Annotated in this window: 17 protein-coding genes; 8 read left to right on the forward strand and 9 right to left on the reverse strand. The window is 72.4% G+C overall.

Annotated elements, in window-relative coordinates; translation table 11 throughout:
* Positions 1–59 precede the first annotated feature (59 nt).
* From nhaA to ACFVQZ_RS22140, 4 genes are all read left to right on the forward strand, one after another.
* Positions 60–1442, forward strand: coding sequence for a Na+/H+ antiporter NhaA (nhaA, locus tag ACFVQZ_RS22125; RefSeq protein WP_383625134.1), 1383 nt, complete (start codon positions 60–62; stop codon positions 1440–1442).
* Between the two features lie 54 nt (positions 1443–1496).
* On the forward strand, positions 1497–1994 hold the full coding sequence (locus ACFVQZ_RS22130) for a phage holin family protein (RefSeq protein WP_030495809.1): 498 nt from the start codon (positions 1497–1499) through the stop codon (positions 1992–1994).
* Entirely contained in the window at positions 1991–2926 is a 936-nt protein-coding gene (locus ACFVQZ_RS22135; protein ID WP_030495808.1) for an alpha/beta fold hydrolase, read from the forward strand. Before ACFVQZ_RS22130 ends, ACFVQZ_RS22135 begins: the two co-directional genes overlap by 4 nt.
* A gap of 141 nt (positions 2927–3067) precedes the next feature.
* Positions 3068–3259: a hypothetical protein gene (locus ACFVQZ_RS22140; protein WP_030495807.1), complete on the forward strand. Its 192-nt coding sequence runs from the start codon at positions 3068–3070 to the stop codon at positions 3257–3259.
* Between the two features lie 30 nt (positions 3260–3289).
* On the opposite strand, the gene ACFVQZ_RS22145 is transcribed toward ACFVQZ_RS22140, so the two are convergent.
* From ACFVQZ_RS22145 to nth, 3 genes are all read right to left on the reverse strand, one after another.
* The gene (locus ACFVQZ_RS22145; RefSeq protein WP_383625138.1) at positions 3290–4489 is read right to left on the reverse strand and encodes a MarP family serine protease; all 1200 of its coding nucleotides are present in this window, start codon (positions 4487–4489) and stop codon (positions 3290–3292) included.
* Positions 4490–4556: 67 nt separating this feature from the next.
* A complete protein-coding gene (locus tag ACFVQZ_RS22150) occupies positions 4557–5261 on the reverse strand; it encodes an NUDIX hydrolase (RefSeq protein WP_383625141.1) in 705 nt (234 codons plus the stop codon).
* 73 nt (positions 5262–5334) lie between these two features.
* Positions 5335–6474 carry an endonuclease III gene (gene nth / locus ACFVQZ_RS22155; RefSeq protein WP_383625144.1) on the reverse strand — a complete coding sequence of 380 codons (1140 nt, stop codon included), beginning with the start codon at positions 6472–6474 and terminating at the stop codon, positions 5335–5337.
* Positions 6475–6660: 186 nt separating this feature from the next.
* On the opposite strand from nth, the gene ACFVQZ_RS22160 reads away from it, so the two are divergent.
* The gene (locus tag ACFVQZ_RS22160) at positions 6661–7335 is read left to right on the forward strand and encodes a Crp/Fnr family transcriptional regulator (protein ID WP_030495802.1); all 675 of its coding nucleotides are present in this window, start codon (positions 6661–6663) and stop codon (positions 7333–7335) included.
* Positions 7336–7433: 98 nt separating this feature from the next.
* Here ACFVQZ_RS22160 and ACFVQZ_RS22165 read toward each other — a convergent pair whose 3' ends face one another.
* The 5 genes from ACFVQZ_RS22165 to ACFVQZ_RS22185 all read right to left on the reverse strand — a co-directional run bounded on the left by ACFVQZ_RS22165 (position 7434) and on the right by ACFVQZ_RS22185 (position 10845).
* The gene (locus ACFVQZ_RS22165; RefSeq protein WP_030495801.1) at positions 7434–8321 is read right to left on the reverse strand and encodes a prohibitin family protein; all 888 of its coding nucleotides are present in this window, start codon (positions 8319–8321) and stop codon (positions 7434–7436) included.
* An 83-nt stretch (positions 8322–8404) separates the two neighbouring features.
* The gene (locus ACFVQZ_RS22170) at positions 8405–9235 is read right to left on the reverse strand and encodes an MBL fold metallo-hydrolase (RefSeq protein WP_030495800.1); all 831 of its coding nucleotides are present in this window, start codon (positions 9233–9235) and stop codon (positions 8405–8407) included.
* Positions 9232–10095 (reverse strand): NUDIX domain-containing protein, encoded by an 864-nt coding sequence (locus ACFVQZ_RS22175; protein ID WP_030495799.1) that lies wholly within the window; start codon positions 10093–10095, stop codon positions 9232–9234. The genes ACFVQZ_RS22170 and ACFVQZ_RS22175 overlap by 4 nt, the downstream gene beginning before the upstream one ends.
* A gap of 127 nt (positions 10096–10222) precedes the next feature.
* A complete protein-coding gene (locus ACFVQZ_RS22180) occupies positions 10223–10693 on the reverse strand; it encodes a RidA family protein (protein ID WP_030495798.1) in 471 nt (156 codons plus the stop codon).
* Entirely contained in the window at positions 10690–10845 is a 156-nt protein-coding gene (locus ACFVQZ_RS22185) for a DUF4177 domain-containing protein (RefSeq protein ID WP_321192973.1), read from the reverse strand. The genes ACFVQZ_RS22180 and ACFVQZ_RS22185 overlap by 4 nt, the downstream gene beginning before the upstream one ends.
* A 123-nt stretch (positions 10846–10968) precedes the next feature.
* Between ACFVQZ_RS22185 and ACFVQZ_RS22190 the strand changes: the two genes are divergently transcribed.
* Together ACFVQZ_RS22190 and ACFVQZ_RS22195 are read left to right on the forward strand one after the other, a co-directional pair.
* Complete coding sequence (locus ACFVQZ_RS22190) at positions 10969–11934, forward strand: ArsA family ATPase (protein ID WP_030495797.1); 966 nt, start codon at positions 10969–10971, stop codon at positions 11932–11934.
* The gene (locus tag ACFVQZ_RS22195; protein ID WP_383625152.1) at positions 11931–13292 is read left to right on the forward strand and encodes an ArsA family ATPase; all 1362 of its coding nucleotides are present in this window, start codon (positions 11931–11933) and stop codon (positions 13290–13292) included. The genes ACFVQZ_RS22190 and ACFVQZ_RS22195 overlap by 4 nt, the downstream gene beginning before the upstream one ends.
* 24 nt (positions 13293–13316) lie before the next feature.
* On the opposite strand, the gene ACFVQZ_RS22200 is transcribed toward ACFVQZ_RS22195, so the two are convergent.
* On the reverse strand, positions 13317–13661 hold the full coding sequence (locus ACFVQZ_RS22200) for a WhiB family transcriptional regulator (protein WP_030495795.1): 345 nt from the start codon (positions 13659–13661) through the stop codon (positions 13317–13319).
* Positions 13662–14046: 385 nt separating this feature from the next.
* On the opposite strand from ACFVQZ_RS22200, the gene ACFVQZ_RS22205 reads away from it, so the two are divergent.
* On the forward strand, positions 14047–16284 hold the full coding sequence (locus ACFVQZ_RS22205; protein ID WP_030495794.1) for a transglycosylase domain-containing protein: 2238 nt from the start codon (positions 14047–14049) through the stop codon (positions 16282–16284).
* Positions 16285–16299 lie beyond the last annotated feature (15 nt).

A 16299-nucleotide genomic window follows, 5' to 3' on the forward strand; every position in this document is an offset into this window, starting at 1 on the left:
TGCGCCGGGAAGTCTGGTCGGCATGTGCTCAGTGCTGCCCACCCGACCGGAGGCTCCTCGTGTCCACCGACCGCTCGTTCCTCGGCAGGCTCTCGCTCCCCGAGCGCCGCCACGTCACCGACGCCCTGCGCACCGAGACCGTCGGCGGCGTCCTGCTGCTCGTCGCCGCCGTCACCGCGCTCATCTGGGCGAACGTGCTGCCCGGCAGCTACGACGCGGTCTCCGGCTTCCACCTCGGACCCGCCTCCCTCGGCCTCGACCTGTCGATAGCGCACTGGGCGGCCGACGGCCTGCTGGCGGTCTTCTTCTTCGTCGCCGGCATCGAGCTCAAGCGCGAGCTGGTCGCCGGCGAGCTGCGCGACCCGAAGGCCGCCGCGCTCCCCGTCATCGCGGCGATCTGCGGCATGGCCACCCCGGCCCTCGTGTACGTCGCGGTCAACGCCGTCGGCGGCGGCACCATGGACGGCTGGGCCGTGCCCACCGCCACCGACATCGCCTTCGCGCTCGCCGTCCTCGCCGTCATCGGCACCTCGCTCCCGTCCGCCCTGCGCGCCTTCCTCCTCACCCTCGCCGTCGTCGACGACCTCTTCGCGATCCTGATCATCGCGGTCTTCTTCACCAGCGACCTGAACTTCGCCGCCCTCGGCGGCGCCCTCACCGGCCTCGCCCTCTTCTGGTTCCTGCTCCGCAAGGAGGTCCGCGGCTGGTACGTGTACGTGCCGCTGGCGCTGGTGATCTGGGCCCTGATGTACAACAGCGGCGTCCACGCCACGATCGCCGGCGTCGCCATGGGCCTGATGCTCCGCTGCACCACCCGCGACGGCGAGGAGCACTCCCCCGGCGAGCACATCGAGCACCTGGTCCGGCCGCTCTCCGCCGGCCTCGCCGTCCCCCTCTTCGCGCTCTTCTCCGCCGGCGTCACCCTGTCCGGCGAAGCGCTCCGCGACGTCTTCACCCAGCCCGTCACCCTCGGTGTCGTCCTCGGCCTGGTCGTCGGCAAGGCCGTCGGCATCTTCGGCGGCACCTGGCTCGCCGCCCGTTTCACCAGGGCGGCGCTCAACCCCCAGCTGTCCTGGCCGGACGTGTTCGCCGTCGCCACCCTCGCGGGCATCGGCTTCACCGTCTCGCTCCTCATCGGCGAACTCGCCTTCGAGGGCGACGCGGCCCTCACCGACGAGGTGAAGGCGGCGGTCCTCATGGGCTCGCTGATCGCCGCCGCCTGCGCCTCGCTCCTGCTCAAGCTGCGCGTCCGGAAGTACCTGCTGCTGGTCGCCGACGAGGAGCGGGACGAGGACGAGGACGGCATCCCGGACGTGTACGAGGAGGGCACCGAGGCGTACCACCTGCGGATGGCCGAGATCCTGGAGCGGAAGGCCGCAGAGCACCGGGAGCGCGCCCGACTGGCGGGGGCACCGCGCGACGGGGCCGACCGTCCGGCATGATCTGAGGCGGACCGTACAAAGAGTCTCGGACCGTACAAGAGGAGAGGGAGAGCGATGAGCGACCCGTTCGACGGAACCGAGCGCAGCCTCGGCCAGCTGGTCGCCTCGGCGACCGCCGAGATGTCCGCACTGGTGCACGACGAGATCGCCCTGGCCAAGGCCGAGCTCCGGCAGGACGTGAAGCGCGGCGCGATCGGCAGCGGCGCGGCGATCGCCGCCGCCGTCGTGCTGCTGTTCTCGCTGCCGATGCTGAGCTTCGCGCTCGCGTACGCCATCAACACGTGGACCGGCGGGCACAACGGCAACGGCGGCTGGAACCTCGTCTGGTGCTTCCTGCTGTCCTTCGCGTTCAACGTGATCGTCGCCGGTCTCCTGGGCCTGATCGCGATGCGGAAGTTCAAGAAGGTGAAGCCGCCGCGGAGGACCATCGCGTCGGCCAAGCAGACCGCCGCGATCATGCAGAACGTGAAGCCGCACCCGCGCCCCGAGGGTGTCCCCGCCGCCGAGGTGACGATGGCCAAGGCCCAGTCTGTGGCACGCTCGTCCGTATGACCCTCCCCGAGAGCAGCACCCCCGGCGGCGGGCCCGTACGCCTCGACGGTCCGTGGACCCACCGTGACGTCGCGGCCAACGGCGCCCGCTTCCACATCGCCGAGATGGGCGACGGCCCCCTCGTGCTGCTGCTGCACGGCTTCCCGCAGTTCTGGTGGACCTGGCGCCACCAGCTGCCGGCGCTCGCCGAGGCCGGCTTCCGGGCGGTCGCGATGGACCTGCGCGGGGTCGGCGGCAGCGACCGCACCCCCCGCGGTTACGACCCCGCCAACCTGGCCCTCGACATCACCGGGGTGGTCCGCTCGCTCGGCGAGCCGGACGCCGCGCTCGTCGGCCACGACCTGGGCGGCTACCTCGCCTGGACGGCCGCCGTGATGCGGCCCAAGCTGGTCCGCCGGCTGGCCGTCTCCTCGATGCCGCACCCGCGCCGCTGGCGTTCGGCGATGCTCTCCGACTTCGCGCAGTCCCGGGCCGGCTCCCACATCTGGGGGTTCCAGCGGCCGTGGCTGCCGGAGCGTCAGCTGGTCGCCGACGACGCCGAACTGGTGGGGCGTCTGATCCAGGACTGGTCGGGGCCGCGCCCGGCCGACGACGACGCGGTAGAGGCGTACCGGCGGGCGATGCTCGTCCCGTCGACGGCGCACTGCTCGATCGAGCCGTACCGCTGGCTGGTCCGCTCGCTGGCCCGCCCCGACGGCATCCAGTTCAACCGGCGCATGAAGCGGCCGGTCCGGGTGCCGACGCTGCACCTGCACGGCTCGCTGGACCCCGTCATGCGCACCCGCAGCGCGGCCGGTTCGGGCGAGTACGTGGAAGCCCCGTACCGCTGGCGGCTCTTCGACGGCCTCGGGCACTTCCCGCACGAGGAGGACCCGGTCGCCTTCACCACGGAACTGGTGAACTGGCTGAAGGACCCCGAGCCCGACCGCTGACGGGTCCGGTACGGCCTCCGGCCCGCACCGCCCCGCACGCCCCCGTACGGGCGTGCGTCGAACGTCCCTTGCCCCGCGCATACTCCGATTGGCGGGCCCAGGAGCGGTTACCGGGCCCGGCCCCCGGGCAGACGTCCCGGTATGGGCTGGACGCACGACTACGGTGACACGGCACGCGACCGCCGCTCCGCCTCCGGGCCGGGCTCCCGCGAGCGGGGAGGCCCGCCGGACGAGGGCCGCGCTCCCGGCGGGCAGGTCGGGATCTCACGCATCCTCAGGCGGCGCGCCCGCTGGGTGTCGGCCCGGCTCCGCCATCCCCGCGACACCGCCTAGGCAGGGCGGGGACGGGCCCGCGCGGCGGGCTCAGAGGGCGCAGCCCTGGGTGTCCACCTGCTGCCCGGCGGTCCGGCCGAGCTCGATGTCCTCGCGGATCTCCTCGACCGTCAGCGCGTAGCCGGTCTGCGCGTCGTCGCGGGAGCGGGCGAAGATGACGCCCGAGACGGTGCCGTCCTCGGTGAGGAGCGGGCCGCCGGAGTTGCCCTGGCGGACCGTCGTGTACAGCGAGTACACCTCCCTGCGCACGTCGCCCCGGTGGTAGATGTCGGGGCCGTCGGCGGTGATCCGGCCGCGGACGCGGGCGGAGCGGACGTCGTACGAACCGTTCTCGGGGAAGCCGGCGACGATGGCGTCGTCGCCGCTGCGGGCCTCCTCCCCGGTGAAGCGCAGCGGGGTGGCCTTGAGGTCCGGCACGTCGAGGACGGCGATGTCGCGCTGCCAGTCGTAGAGGACGACCTTGGCGTCGTACAGCCGGCCCTCGCCGCCGATCTGCACGGTGGGCTCGTCGACGCCGCCGACCACGTGCGCGTTGGTCATCACGCGGCGCTCGGCGAAGACGAAGCCGGTGCCCTCCAGGACCTTGCCGCAGCTCGGGGCGGTGCCGACGACCTTGACGATGGAGCGCTGCACGAGGGTGGCGACGGGGCTGCCGGCGAGCGCGGGATCCGGGGGCAGCACCTCGGTGATGGGCTCGTTGGCGAACGGGCTGAAGACCTGCGGGAAGCCGCTGCGGGCCAGGGTGGCGGTGAAGTTGCCGAACCACTCGTCGGCCCAGTCGGGCATCGCCTCGGTGACGCCCTGGAGCACCTTGGAGCCGCGCACCTCCTTGCCGAGGGTCGGCAGCGAGGTGCCGGCCAGCGCCGAGCCGATCAGCCAGGCCACGAGGAGCATGGCGACGACGTTGACCAGCGCGCCGCCGGTGGCGTCGAGGGCGCGGGCCGGCGACCAGGTGATGTGGCGGCGGAGCTTGTTGCCGAGGTGGGTGGTGAGCGCCTGGCCGACGGAGGCGGAGACGATGACCGCCATCACGAAGATCACCGTGACGGTGGTGGTGATCTCGCTTTGGTCGGTGAGCCGGTCCCAGAGGATCGGCAGCAGCCACATGGCGGCGAGTCCGCCGCCGAGGAATCCGATCACCGAGAGGATGCCGACGACGAAGCCCTGGCGGTAGCCGATGATCGCGAACCACACGGCCGCGAGCAGCAGCAGGATGTCCAGCACGTTCACGGTCGTCAGCCTCGCAGTGTCGTTTCCGGTCGCCGCTTCGTCTCCGGTCGCCCGGGGGCCCAGCCTGTCACGAGCGCCAGTCGAGCGGGACCTCGCGGGAGGCGTCCCAGGGCCGCTCCCAGCCGGCGAAGTGCAGCAGCCGGTCGATCACTCCGGCGGTGAAACCCCAGACCAGGGCCGACGCGACGAGGAACGCGGGGCCCGCGTGGCCGGCCGGGTGGACGGCGGTGGCGCGGTTGGCGGGGTCCGTGAGATCCGCCACGGGGACCGTGAAGACCCGGGCGGTCTCGGCCGGGTCGACGACGCCGACCGGGCTCGGTTCGCGCCACCAGCCGAGGACGGGCGTGACGACGAAGCCGCTGACCGGGATGTAGAGCCGGGGCAGGACTCCGAAGAGCTGGACGCCCGCCGGGTCGAGGCCGGTCTCCTCCCGCGCCTCGCGCAGGGCCGCCCGCAGCAGCCCGCCGTCGGCCGGGTCGCCGTCCTCGGGGTCGAGGGCGCCGCCGGGGAAGGAGGGCTGTCCGGCGTGCGAGCGGAGGCTGCCGGCGCGCTCCATCAGCAACAGCTCGGGGCCGCGGGCGCCGTGGCCGAAGAGGACCAGGACGGCGGACTGGCGGCCGGAGCCGTTCGCGGGCGGCAGGAAGCGGCTCAGCTGCTCGGGCGCGACGGTGCGCGCGGCCCGGTCGACCGGCGCGAGCCAGTCGGGCAGGCCGTCCCGGTCCAGCAGGCCGCCGGTGCCGGGGCCGTGGGTCTCTTCGTCCGTACGCGTCATGGGCACCCCCGAGTCGTCCAACGCCGTCGCCGTGTCTCTTCGTTCCCGCGGGTCCGTCCCGGTCCGCCGCGGCTCACTCGGCGCCGGAGGGGGTCTGGGCGGCGCCCGGGGCCACGCCGGGCGCGGGCGGGGCCGGGCGGCCGGGGTAGTCGGCGGGCGGGTTGAGCCGCTGGCCGGGGAAGCCGCCCTTCTCGTACTTGAGCAGCTTGGCGGCCTTCTCCGGGTCGGTCTCGCCCTCGCCGTACGCCGGGCAGAGGTGGGTGATCGGGCAGGCGCCGCAGGCGGGCTTGCGGGCGTGGCAGATGCGGCGGCCGTGGAAGATCACCCGGTGGGACAGCATCGTCCACTCGCTCTTCGGGAAGATCTCGGCGACCTCGGCCTCGATCTTGACCGGGTCGTCGGACGCGGTCCACCGCCAGCGGCGGGCGAGCCGCATGAAGTGGGTGTCGACGGTGATCCCGGGGACGCCGAAGGCGTTGCCGAGGACGACGAACGCGGTCTTCCGGCCGACGCCGGGCAGCGTGACGAGGTCCTCCAGGCGGCCGGGGACCTCGCCGCCGAAGTCGTCCCGGAGCGCGGCGGCCAGGCCCATGATCGACTTCGTCTTGGCGCGGAAGAAGCCGGTGGGCCGGATCAGCTCCTCGACCTCCTCCGGGACGGCGGCGGCCAGGTCCTCGGGGGTCGGGTACTGGGCGAACAGCGCGGGCGTCGTCTGGTTCACCCGCAGGTCGGTGGTCTGCGCGGAGAGCACGGTGGCGACCAGCAGCTCGAAGGGGTTGCGGAAGTCGAGCTCGGGGTGCGCGTACGGGAACACCTCCGCGAGCTCCCGGTTGATCTTCCGCGCCCGCCGCACCATGGCCAGCCGCGACTCGGGCTTGGGCGTGGCCTTCCGGGCGGGGGCGGCGGCAGGCTCGGCCTCGGCCTTGGCGGCCGGGGCCTTGGTCTTACGGGCGGAGGCCTTGGCCTCGGCGGCGGGGGCGGCGGCCTTAGCGGCCGGTGCCTTGGCGGCCTTGGCGGGCTTTGCGGGCTTCGCGCGCTTCGCCGGGGTGGCCGGGTCCGCGGGGTTCTCCGGGGTTCGGCTCCTTGGGGGCGAATCATCCCGATTCACGGCTTTCGACCGCTTCGACACGCCGTGTTCGCCCACAGCGGAATTCCCTTCGGCCGACACTCTTTCAGCCCCCTTGGCCTGCGTTCTCACCGGCGAGTTGGACACCCGGCCAGCCTAGGGGCCACGGGCCTCTTCCGCCCCGCCCGCCGCCGATCGGACCCCGATCGGGCCCCTGACGTTCGGCAATGGCGTCCGGTGCGTCAAACTTGTTGTGATTGATCGCACTGTTTGGCACGTCCGGCATCATGGGAGCTCAGGTCCCGTGAGCAGGTCGACAGGAGGAGTGAACTCGTGGACGACGTTCTGCGGCGCGCCCCGCTCTTCGCGGCGCTCGATGACGAGCAGGCCGCCGAGCTGCGCGCCTCGATGAGTGAGGTGACGCTCGCCCGTGGCGACGCGCTCTTCCACGAGGGCGACCCCGGCGACCGCCTGTACGTGGTCACCGAGGGCAAGGTGAAGCTGCACCGCACCTCCCCCGACGGGCGCGAGAACATGCTGGCGGTCCTCGGCCCCGGCGAGCTCATCGGCGAGCTGTCCCTCTTCGACCCGGGCCCGCGCACCGCGACCGCGACGGCGCTGACCGAGGTCAAGCTGCTCGGCCTCGGCCACGGCGACCTCCAGCCCTGGCTGAACGCCCGCCCCGAGGTCGCCGGCGCCCTGCTGCGGGCCGTCGCCCGCCGCCTGCGCAAGACCAACGACCAGATGTCCGACCTGGTCTTCTCCGACGTGCCGGGCCGTGTCGCCCGCGCGCTCCTCGACCTGTCGCGCCGCTTCGGCGTGCAGTCGGAGGAGGGCATCCACGTCGTCCACGACCTCACCCAGGAGGAGCTGGCCCAGCTGGTCGGCGCCTCCCGCGAGACCGTGAACAAGGCGCTCGCCGACTTCGCGCAGCGCGGCTGGCTGCGCCTGGAGGCCCGCGCCGTGATCCTGCTGGACGTGGAGCGCCTCGCGAAGCGCTCCCGCTAGGGATCCCCGTACGCACGGGAAGGGGGCCGCCCGGTCGACCGGGCGGCCCCCTTCCGTACAGCTCGTGCACGTCGTGCGGGTCGTACGCGTCCCTCGACTCAGCGCTTCGAGCCGTCCACGATCACCGGGGCGGACGCGCCGGCGGAGCCGCAGGGCACCGCGTAGACCGGGTTCTTCGCCGCCGCCTCCTTGAAGGCGTCGATGCACTGGTTCGCCAGGACCTTGTCCGTCAGCGAGTCGTTGAGGATCTTGTTGGCGCGGGCGATGCCCTCCGCCTCGATCCGGCGCCGGTCCGACTCGGCCTTGGCGGTACGGGCCGCCTCCAGCGCCCGCTCGGTGGCCTGCTGCTGCTGGATCTTGCGGTCGATCTGGCCCTGGAGCGCGTCCGACGGCTTCACGTTGCGCAGGTTGACGGTGGTGACGACGATGCCGCGCGGCTCCAGGCGCTCCGTGATGAGCTTCGCGATCTCGGCGTTGATCTTCTCGCGGTCGGAGGCGTACCCCTGCTCGCTGGTGTAGCGGGCGAACACGTTGCGGACGATCTCGCGGCTGTCCGGGTAGACCAGGCGCTGCTGGATGGCGTCCTCGCTGCCCGCGAGCTTGTACAGCTCGACGGCCTTCGACGGGACGACCGCCCACTTCACCGTGACCTCCGCGTACATGACGCCACCCTGCGAGGAGCGGACCTCGACCACGTCCTTGTCGGACAGGTTGAGGTCGACCGGGCGGGTGGAGAAGGTGGTGACGTCGGTGAACGGCGACTTCACGTGCATGCCGGACGTCATCGGCGAACCGACCTTGCCGAACGCGACCGGCACGCCGACCTCGTACGCGCTGATCACGTACGTCATGCTCACGATCACCGAGAAGACGCCGGCGACCAGCGCGCCCGCGGCACCCAGCTTCCAGCCGGTCGAGTCCTGCGACCGGCCGACGAACCAGAGCACCACCGCGGCGATCACCAGCAGGATGGCTATGACGAACATGGGCATTCCCCCCGAGGGCTACGGCCTGATGTAAGCGGAGCGTAAGACACTCGGGGAGCCCGGAGGGTTCCCGGGGGTACGTCTCAGAGCAGCCCGCGCTCCCGCAGGTACGTCAGCTGCGCCCGTACGGAGAGCTCCGCCGCCGGCCACAGCGACCGGTGCACGTCCGCGTAGACGTGCGCCACGACCTCCGGCGCCGTCCGGTGGCCCGCCTCGACCGCCGTCTCCACCTGCGCGAGCCGGGCCGCCCGGTGGGCCAGGTAGTACTCCACGACGCCCTGGGCGTCGTCCAGGACCGGCCCGTGCCCCGGCAGGACCGTGTGCACGCCGTCGTCCACGGCCAGCGAGCGCAGCCGGCGCAGCGAGTCCAGGTAGTCGCCGAGGCGCCCGTCCGGGTGCGCGACCATCGTCGTGCCGCGCCCGAGGATCGTGTCGCCGGTCAGCACCGCGCGGTCGGCGGGCAGGTGGAAGGAGAGCGAGTCGGAGGTGTGGCCGGGCGTCGGCACCACCCTCAGCTCCAGGCCGCCGACCTCGACCACGTCGCCCGCGCCCAGTCCCTCGTCGCCGAGGCGGAGCGCCGGGTCGAGCGCCCGGACGGCGGTGCCGGTCAGCTCGGCGAAGCGGCCCGCGCCCTCGGCGTGGTCCGGATGGCCGTGCGTCAGCAGCGTCAGCGCGATCCGCTTGCCCAGCCGCTCGGCGGTGGCGATCACGTGCCGGAGGTGGCCCTCGTCGAGCGGCCCCGGGTCCACGGCGACGGCCAGCGGGGAGTCCGGCTCGGAGAGCAGCCAGGTGTTGGTGCCGTCCAGGGTCATCGCGGACGGGTTGGGCGCGAGCACGTTCACGGCCCGCTCGGTCGCCGGACCGGAGGTGACGAGCCCGCGCGGCTGGCCCGGCAGGGCGGCGGCGTCGGTCACGGCGCCCCTCCCCCGACCGTCCTGGTGAACTCGTCGTGGCCGGGCCACGACAGCACCACCTGGCCGCCCTCCACGCGCGCGCGTGCCAGCACCGGCGTCATGGACTGCTTCCCGGCCGCCGCCAGCGCCTCCGCGGCCGTGCCGCACGGCTGCAGGGACCGCAGGGTGGCGATCGTCGGCGGCATCATCGTCAGCTCACCCCGGTCGTAGCCGGCGGCGGCGTCCTCCGGCCGGATCCAGACCGTGCGGTCGGCCTCCCCGGAGACGTCCCGGGTCCGCTGCCCGGCCGGGAGGACGGCCACGAAGAACCAGGTGTCGTACCGGCGCTGCTCGAACTCGGGGGTGATCCAGCGGGCCCACGCGCCCAGCAGGTCCGAGCGGAGCGCGAGGCCGCGCCGGTCGAGGAAGTCCGCGAACGACAGCTCGCGGGCGACCAGCGCCGCCCGGTCGCGCTCCCAGTCCTCGCCGGTGGTGTCGCCGACGACGGTGTCCGGGGTCTCGCCGGCGAGCAGCACGCCCGCCTCCTCGAAGGTCTCCCGGACGGCCGCGCAGACCACGGCCTGCGCCTGCGCCGGGTCGTCGAGCCCCAGCCGCTCCGCCCACTCCTCCAGCGGCGGCCCGGCCCAGCGCACCGGCTGCTCGTCGCGCGGGTCGACCCCGCCGCCGGGATAGGCGTACGCGCCGCCGGCGAAGGCCATGGAGGCGCGGCGGCGCAGCATGTGGACCTCGGGCCCGCCGGCCGCGTCGCGCAGCAGGAGCACGGTGGCGGCGCGCCGCGGCGTCACCGGCACCAGCTCGCCGGCGGCGAGGGCGCGGATCCGGTCGGGCCATTCCGGCGGGTACCACTGACCATTCGACATGGGGCGGATGCTATGCGCATCGAACCGAATGCACGAGGGCCGGCCGCCCCGGGGAGGGGCGGCCGGCCGGGGTGCGTACGGCCCGGGGCCGGCGGGCTCGCGTCCGGCCTCGTCCTGTCCGCGTGGGTCAGGCCTCGGTCAGCTCGACCTGGACCTCGACCTCGACGGGGGCGTCGAGGGGGAGGACGGTGACGCCGACGGCGCTGCGGGCGTGCACGCCCTTGTCGCCGAGGATCTCGCCGAGCAGTTCGCTGGCGCCGTTGATCACGCCGGGCTGGCCGGTGAAGTCCGCGGCGGAGGCGACGAAGCCGACGACCTTGACGACCCGCTTGATCCGGTCGAGGTCACCGGCGACCGACTTCACGGCCGCGAGCGCGTTCAGCGCGCAGGTCGCGGCAAGCGCCTTGGCCTCCTCGGGGGTCACCTCGGCGCCGACCTTGCCGGTCACCGGAAGCTTGCCCTCCACCATCGGGAGCTGGCCCGAGGTGTAGACGTACACGCCGGACTGGACGGCCGGCTGGTAGGCGGCGATCGGCGGGACGACCTCGGGCAGCTTCAGGCCCAGCTCGGCGATCCGCGCCTCGACGGCCCCGCTCACGGCTTGGGCCGCTTCATGTAGGCCACCAGCTGCTCCGGGTTGGGCCCGGGCACGACCTGGACGAGCTCCCAGCCGTCCTGGCCCCAGTTGTCGAGAATCTGCTTGGTCGCGTGCACCAGAAGCGGCACCGTGACGTACTCCCACTTGGTCATGGGCCCGACTGTAGCCGCTGCGGCGGGGTGCTCCGCCGAGGCTCCCCCCAGGGTCCGGACTCGGGGGCCTCTCCGGGGCGGTCCGCTGATTGCGGGGGCCCGCCAGTGGTTAGGCTCGACAGCGTGAGCAGGCTCCAGGTCGTCAGCGGCAAGGGCGGTACCGGTAAGACGACGGTCGCCGCCGCCCTCGCCCTCGCCCTCGCGACGGAGGGGAAGCGGACGCTCCTCGTCGAGGTCGAAGGCAGACAGGGCATCGCACAGCTCTTCGAGACGGAGGCGCTTCCCTACGAGGAGCGCAAGATCGCCGTGGCTCCGGGCGGCGGCGAGGTGTACGCGCTGGCGATCGACGCCGAGCGCGCGCTCCTCGACTACCTCCAGATGTTCTACAAACTGGGCGGCGCGGGCCGGGCGCTGAAGAAGCTCGGCGCGATCGACTTCGCGACGACGATCGCGCCGGGCGTCCGGGACGTGCTGCTGACCGGGAAGGCGTGCGAGGCGGTCCGCCGGCGGGAGCGGGACGGCCGACCGGTCTACGACCACGTGGTGATGGACGCGCCGCCGACCGGCCGCGTCACCCGCTTCCTGAACGTGAACGACGAGGTGGCCGGGCTGGCGAGGATCGGCCCGATACACCACCAGGCGCAGGCGGTGATGGGGGTCCTCAAGTCCCCGGAGACGGCGGTGCACCTGGTGACGCTCCTGGAGGAGATGCCGGTCCAGGAGACGGCGGACGGCATCGCCGAACTGCGCGCGGCGGGGCTGCCGGTGGGCCGGGTGGTGGTGAACATGGTCCGCCCGCAGGTCCTCGACGAGGCGGCGGTACGGGCCGCCTCCGGCGACCACCGCGAGGCGATCGCGCGAACGCTGGTGTCGGCCGGCGTCGCGGGCGGCGCGGGGCTGGTGGAGCCGCTGCTGGAGCAGGCGGCCGAGCACGCCCGGCGGGTGGAGCTGGAGCGGGCCCAGCGGGCCGTCCTGGACGGTGTCGGCGTGCCCGCGTACGAGCTGCCGTACCTGGGCGACGGGGCGGACATCGCGGGCCTCTACCGCCTGGCGAAGGAACTGCGGAGGCAAGGGGTGGGTGCGGCGTGACGAAGGGGGACCCCGTGGCCGAGGGCGTCACCGCGGGCGGGCTGGACGCCGTGCCCGCCCTGGACATCGACCCGATCCTGGACGACCGCGGCACCCGGATCATCGTCTGCTGCGGTTCCGGCGGCGTCGGCAAGACGACGACGGCGGCGGCGCTGGGCGTGCGGGCGGCGGAGCGGGGCCGGCGGGTGGTCGTCCTCACCATCGACCCGGCCCGCCGGCTGGCCCAGTCGATGGGCATCGACGCGCTGGACAACACGCCCCGCAAGGTGGACGGCGTGAAGGGCCCGGACGGCGGCGAACTGCACGCCATGATGCTGGACATGAAGCGGACCTTCGACGAGATCGTCGAGGCGCACGCGGATCCGGCACGGGCCAAGGCGATCCTGGAGAACCCCTTCTACCAGTCCCTGTCGGCCGGTTTCGCCGGTACGCAGGAGTACATGGCGATGGAGAAGCTGGGCCAGCTCCGGGCCCGGGACGAGTGGGACCTGATCGTCGTCGACACCCCGCCGTCCCGTTCGGCGCTCGACTTCCTGGACGCGCCGAAGCGGCTGGGGTCCTTCCTGGACGGGACGTTCATCAAGCTGCTGATGGCGCCGGCGAAGGTGGGCGGCCGGGCCGGGATGAAGTTCCTCAACGTCGGCATGTCGATGATGTCGGGGACGCTGGGGAAGCTGCTGGGGGGTCAGTTCCTGGGCGACGTGCAGACGTTCGTCGCGGCGATGGACACGATGTTCGGCGGCTTCCGGACCCGGGCGGACGCCACGTACCGGCTGCTCCAGGCGCCGGGCACGGCGTTCCTCGTGGTGGCGGCGCCCGAGCGGGACGCGCTGCGGGAGGCGGCGTACTTCGTGGAGCGGCTGGCCACCGAGGGCATGCCGCTGGCCGGTCTCGTCCTGAACCGGGTGCACGGCAGCGGCGCGGCGCGCCTCTCGGCCGAGCGGGCGCGGGCGGCGGCGGAAAATCTTGACGAGGGCCGCATGGCGGATCGGCCGGCCGGGAATGCTGGAGGGGGTGACGTTCCGGCTCCGTCGTCCGGGCCGTCGCGCCCCGCCACCGCCGCCGACTCCTCCGCACGTCCCTCCGACGCGCCCGAGGCCGCCCCCACGGCCGACGTGCCCGAAGACCACCCGAGCGACACCGATCCGGACATCGCGCGGCTCACCGCGGGCCTGCTGCGGCTGCACGCCGAGCGGATGCGGGTGCTCGCGCGCGAGCGGCGCACGTGGGACCGCTTCACGGCCCTCCACCCGGAGGTGCCGGTGACCGAGGTGGCCGCCCTGCCCGGCGATGTGCACGACCTCGCCGGGCTGCGGGCCGTCGGTGAGCGCCTCTCCTCCCCGCGCGACCGGTCCTGACCGGCCCTCACGGGGCGAGCGGGACTAGCCGACCGCGGCGTACTCCTCGTACGTCGCGTCGTCCTCCATGGCGACGGGCAGCAGGCCCGCGCCGCGCTCGTACTCGGTGCGGGCGGTCTCCAGGAGCCGCCGCCACGAGGTGACCGTGGGACGCCGGCGCAGCAGGGCACGGCGCTCGCGCTCCGTCATGCCGCCCCACACGCCGAACTCCACACGGTTGTCCAGGGCGTCGGCCAGGCACTCGGTGCGCACCGGGCAGCCGGTACACACCGCCTTCGCCCGGTTCTGTGCCGCTCCCTGCACGAAAAGTTCATCCGGATCGGTAGTGCGGCAGGCCGCCTGCGCACTCCAGTCAGCTACCCAGCCCATACCGGCGCCGTCCTCTCCCGAATCGAGGCTCCCCCACGGCGGCAGCGGCATATTCACCGCTGCCAGTTGGGACGTTACGGAAGGCGGGGACAGCGCAACACCCCCTTCGGGCCCAATCTTGAATGGTCCGAACGGACTATGCGTGCGCGTCAGATCACCCAGGGGAGTGACCGCAGGACATGCGTGTGTTATAGGACACCGCGCGACACACACACCGGAATCGGACACGCCTTTCCGCGGATTCGGGGACGCGGAAACTCATGCCGGATTTCAGGCGATTGTCACGCACGAGGGCCGATACGGGACCGCACTCCTGTGACAGTTGGGAGCAGCTTAGGCCAAGGCATATACGCGTGTCCGGCGATTGAGAACGTAGGCTGCCCCCATGGCAAAGAAGCGCTCGGGCGGTGGTCTGACCGGGACCCAGCAGGCCGCCAAGTTCCTCGGTGTCAGTGTGCTCTCCGGAGCCGTGCTGGCGGGCATCGCCCTGCCCGCGGCCGGCGCACTGGGTCTGGCGGCCAAGGGCACCGTCGAGGGATTCGACGAGATCCCCTCGAACCTGAAGACCCCGCCCCTCAGTCAGCGCACCACCATCCTGGACTCCGAGGGCGGCCTCATCGCCACGGTCTACTCGCGGGACCGCAAGGTGGTGCCGCTGGAGAAGATCTCCCCGTACATGCAGAAGGCGATCGTCGCCATCGAGGACTCGCGCTTCTACGAGCACGGGGCCATCGACCTCAAGGGCGTGCTCCGCGCGATCAACAAGAACGCTCAGTCGGGCGGCGTCTCCGAGGGCGCGTCGACGCTCACCCAGCAGTACGTGAAGAACGTGTTCGTCGAGGAGGCCGGCGACGACCCGGAGAAGGTCGCGCAGGCCACCCAGCAGACGATCGGCCGCAAGGTCCGCGAGCTGAAGTACGCGATCCAGGTCGAGGAGGAGCTGGGCAAGAAGAAGATCCTGGAGAACTACCTCAACATCACGTTCTTCGGGCAGCAGGCGTACGGCATCGAGGCCGCCTCGCAGCGCTACTTCTCCAAGCCCGCCGCGAACCTGGAACTGGGCGAGGCCGCCATGATGGCCGGCCTGGTGCAGTCGCCGAGCCGCTTCGACCCCATCAACGACCTCGAAGAGGCCACCAAGCGGCGCAACATCGTCCTCAAGCGCATGGCGGACGTCGGTGACATCAGCGAGGCCGAGTACGAGAAGGCCAAGGCCGCGCCGATCAAGCTGAAGGTGAAGGCGCCGAAGAACGGCTGCATCACCGCCGTCGACGGCGCCGGCTTCTTCTGCGACTACGTCCGCAAGACGATCCTCAACGACCCCGTCTTCGGCAAGACCGCCGAGGAGCGCCAGAAGCTGTGGAACCTGGGCGGCCTGACCATCCGGACCACGCTCGACCCGAAGGCGCAGGCGGCGGCGAACGAGGCCGCGGTGGCCAAGGTGAACAAGGACGACGGGGTCGCGACCGCCGTCGTCCAGGTGCAGCCCGGCACCGGCAAGATCCTGTCGATGAGCCAGTCCCGCCCGTACGGCCTGGACCAGAAGCAGCACCAGACCACGCTCAACCTCGCCGTCGGCAGCAAGATGGGCGGCACGACGTACGGCTTCCCGGTCGGCTCGACCTTCAAGCCGATCACGGCCGCCGCCGCCCTGGAGAAGGGCCTCTCCCCCGCGACGAGCTACGACACTCCGTGGAAGATCACCATGGAGAAGAGCGACTACAAGCGCTGCGACGGCAAGCCCGCCGACTACGGCGACTGGCCCGTGCAGAACGAGCTCAAGTCGGAGAAGGGGGCGTACGACATGACCAGCGCCCTCGGCAAGTCCATCAACACCTACTTCGCCAAGCTGGAGCAGGCCGCCGGCCTCTGCGAGACGCTGACGATGGCGAAGAAGGTCGGCTACGAGCGCGAGCTCGGCAAGCCGATCAAGCAGAGCCCGTCGGCGACCCTCGGCTCGCTGGAGAGCACCCCGCTCGACATGGCGAACGTCTACGCGACCTTCGCCAACCGCGGCATCTACTGCACCCCGGTGGTCATCGACTCCATCAAGGCCGCCAACGGCGACAAGCTGAACGTGCCGCAGACCAAGTGCACGCGCGCCATGTCCGACCGCACCGCCGACATGATCAACCAGATGCTCAAGGGCGTGGTCGAGGACGGCACCGGCACAAAGGCCGGTCTGAGCGACCGCGACAACGCCGGCAAGACCGGTACCACCGAGGGCCGCAAGGACGCCTGGTTCGTCGGCTACACCCCGGACCTCTCCACCGCCGTCTGGGTCGGCGACGACGTCGGCAAGCGCGAGGAGATGTTCGACATCACCATCGGCGGCGTCTACTACGACAAGGTCTGCGGTGGCTGCCTCCCCGGCCCGATCTGGCGGATCGCCATGACCGGCGCCCTCGGCGACGAGGCCCCGTCCTTCGTCGGCATCAAGGTGCCCCGCGCCGAGAAGCCGAAGGACCCGAAGAAGGACGACAAGCGGGACGACGCCAAGCCCGCCGACCGGGACGACGACAAGCCGGCCGACCGGCCGACCAACCCGTTCCCGGACATCACCCTCCCCGACCTGGGCGGCGGCGGTGACGGCCGGCCCGGCAACGGCCGCGGCAGGGACTGAGCCGCCGGCCAGTAC

Source organism: Streptomyces sp. NPDC057854 (assembly GCF_042797055.1).
Lineage (GTDB): Bacteria > Actinomycetota > Actinomycetes > Streptomycetales > Streptomycetaceae > Streptomyces.

What these genes read in the sequence shown, in the direction of transcription:
- ACFVQZ_RS22130 (WP_030495809.1), top strand. Translation starts at nt 1,497, where the DNA reads ATGAGCGACCCGTTCGACGGAACCGAGCGCAGCCTCGGCCAGCTGGTC.
- ACFVQZ_RS22135 (WP_030495808.1), top strand. Translation starts at nt 1,991, where the DNA reads ATGACCCTCCCCGAGAGCAGCACCCCCGGCGGCGGGCCCGTACGCCTC.
- ACFVQZ_RS22140 (WP_030495807.1), top strand. Translation starts at nt 3,068, where the DNA reads ATGGGCTGGACGCACGACTACGGTGACACGGCACGCGACCGCCGCTCC.
- ACFVQZ_RS22150 (WP_383625141.1), bottom strand. Translation starts at nt 5,261, where the DNA reads ATGACGCGTACGGACGAAGAGACCCACGGCCCCGGCACCGGCGGCCTG.
- ACFVQZ_RS22165 (WP_030495801.1), bottom strand. Translation starts at nt 8,321, where the DNA reads ATGTTCGTCATAGCCATCCTGCTGGTGATCGCCGCGGTGGTGCTCTGG.
- ACFVQZ_RS22175 (WP_030495799.1), bottom strand. Translation starts at nt 10,095, where the DNA reads ATGTCGAATGGTCAGTGGTACCCGCCGGAATGGCCCGACCGGATCCGC.
- ACFVQZ_RS22185 (WP_321192973.1), bottom strand. Translation starts at nt 10,845, where the DNA reads ATGACCAAGTGGGAGTACGTCACGGTGCCGCTTCTGGTGCACGCGACC.
- ACFVQZ_RS22200 (WP_030495795.1), bottom strand. Translation starts at nt 13,661, where the DNA reads ATGGGCTGGGTAGCTGACTGGAGTGCGCAGGCGGCCTGCCGCACTACC.
- ACFVQZ_RS22205 (WP_030495794.1), top strand. Translation starts at nt 14,047, where the DNA reads ATGGCAAAGAAGCGCTCGGGCGGTGGTCTGACCGGGACCCAGCAGGCC.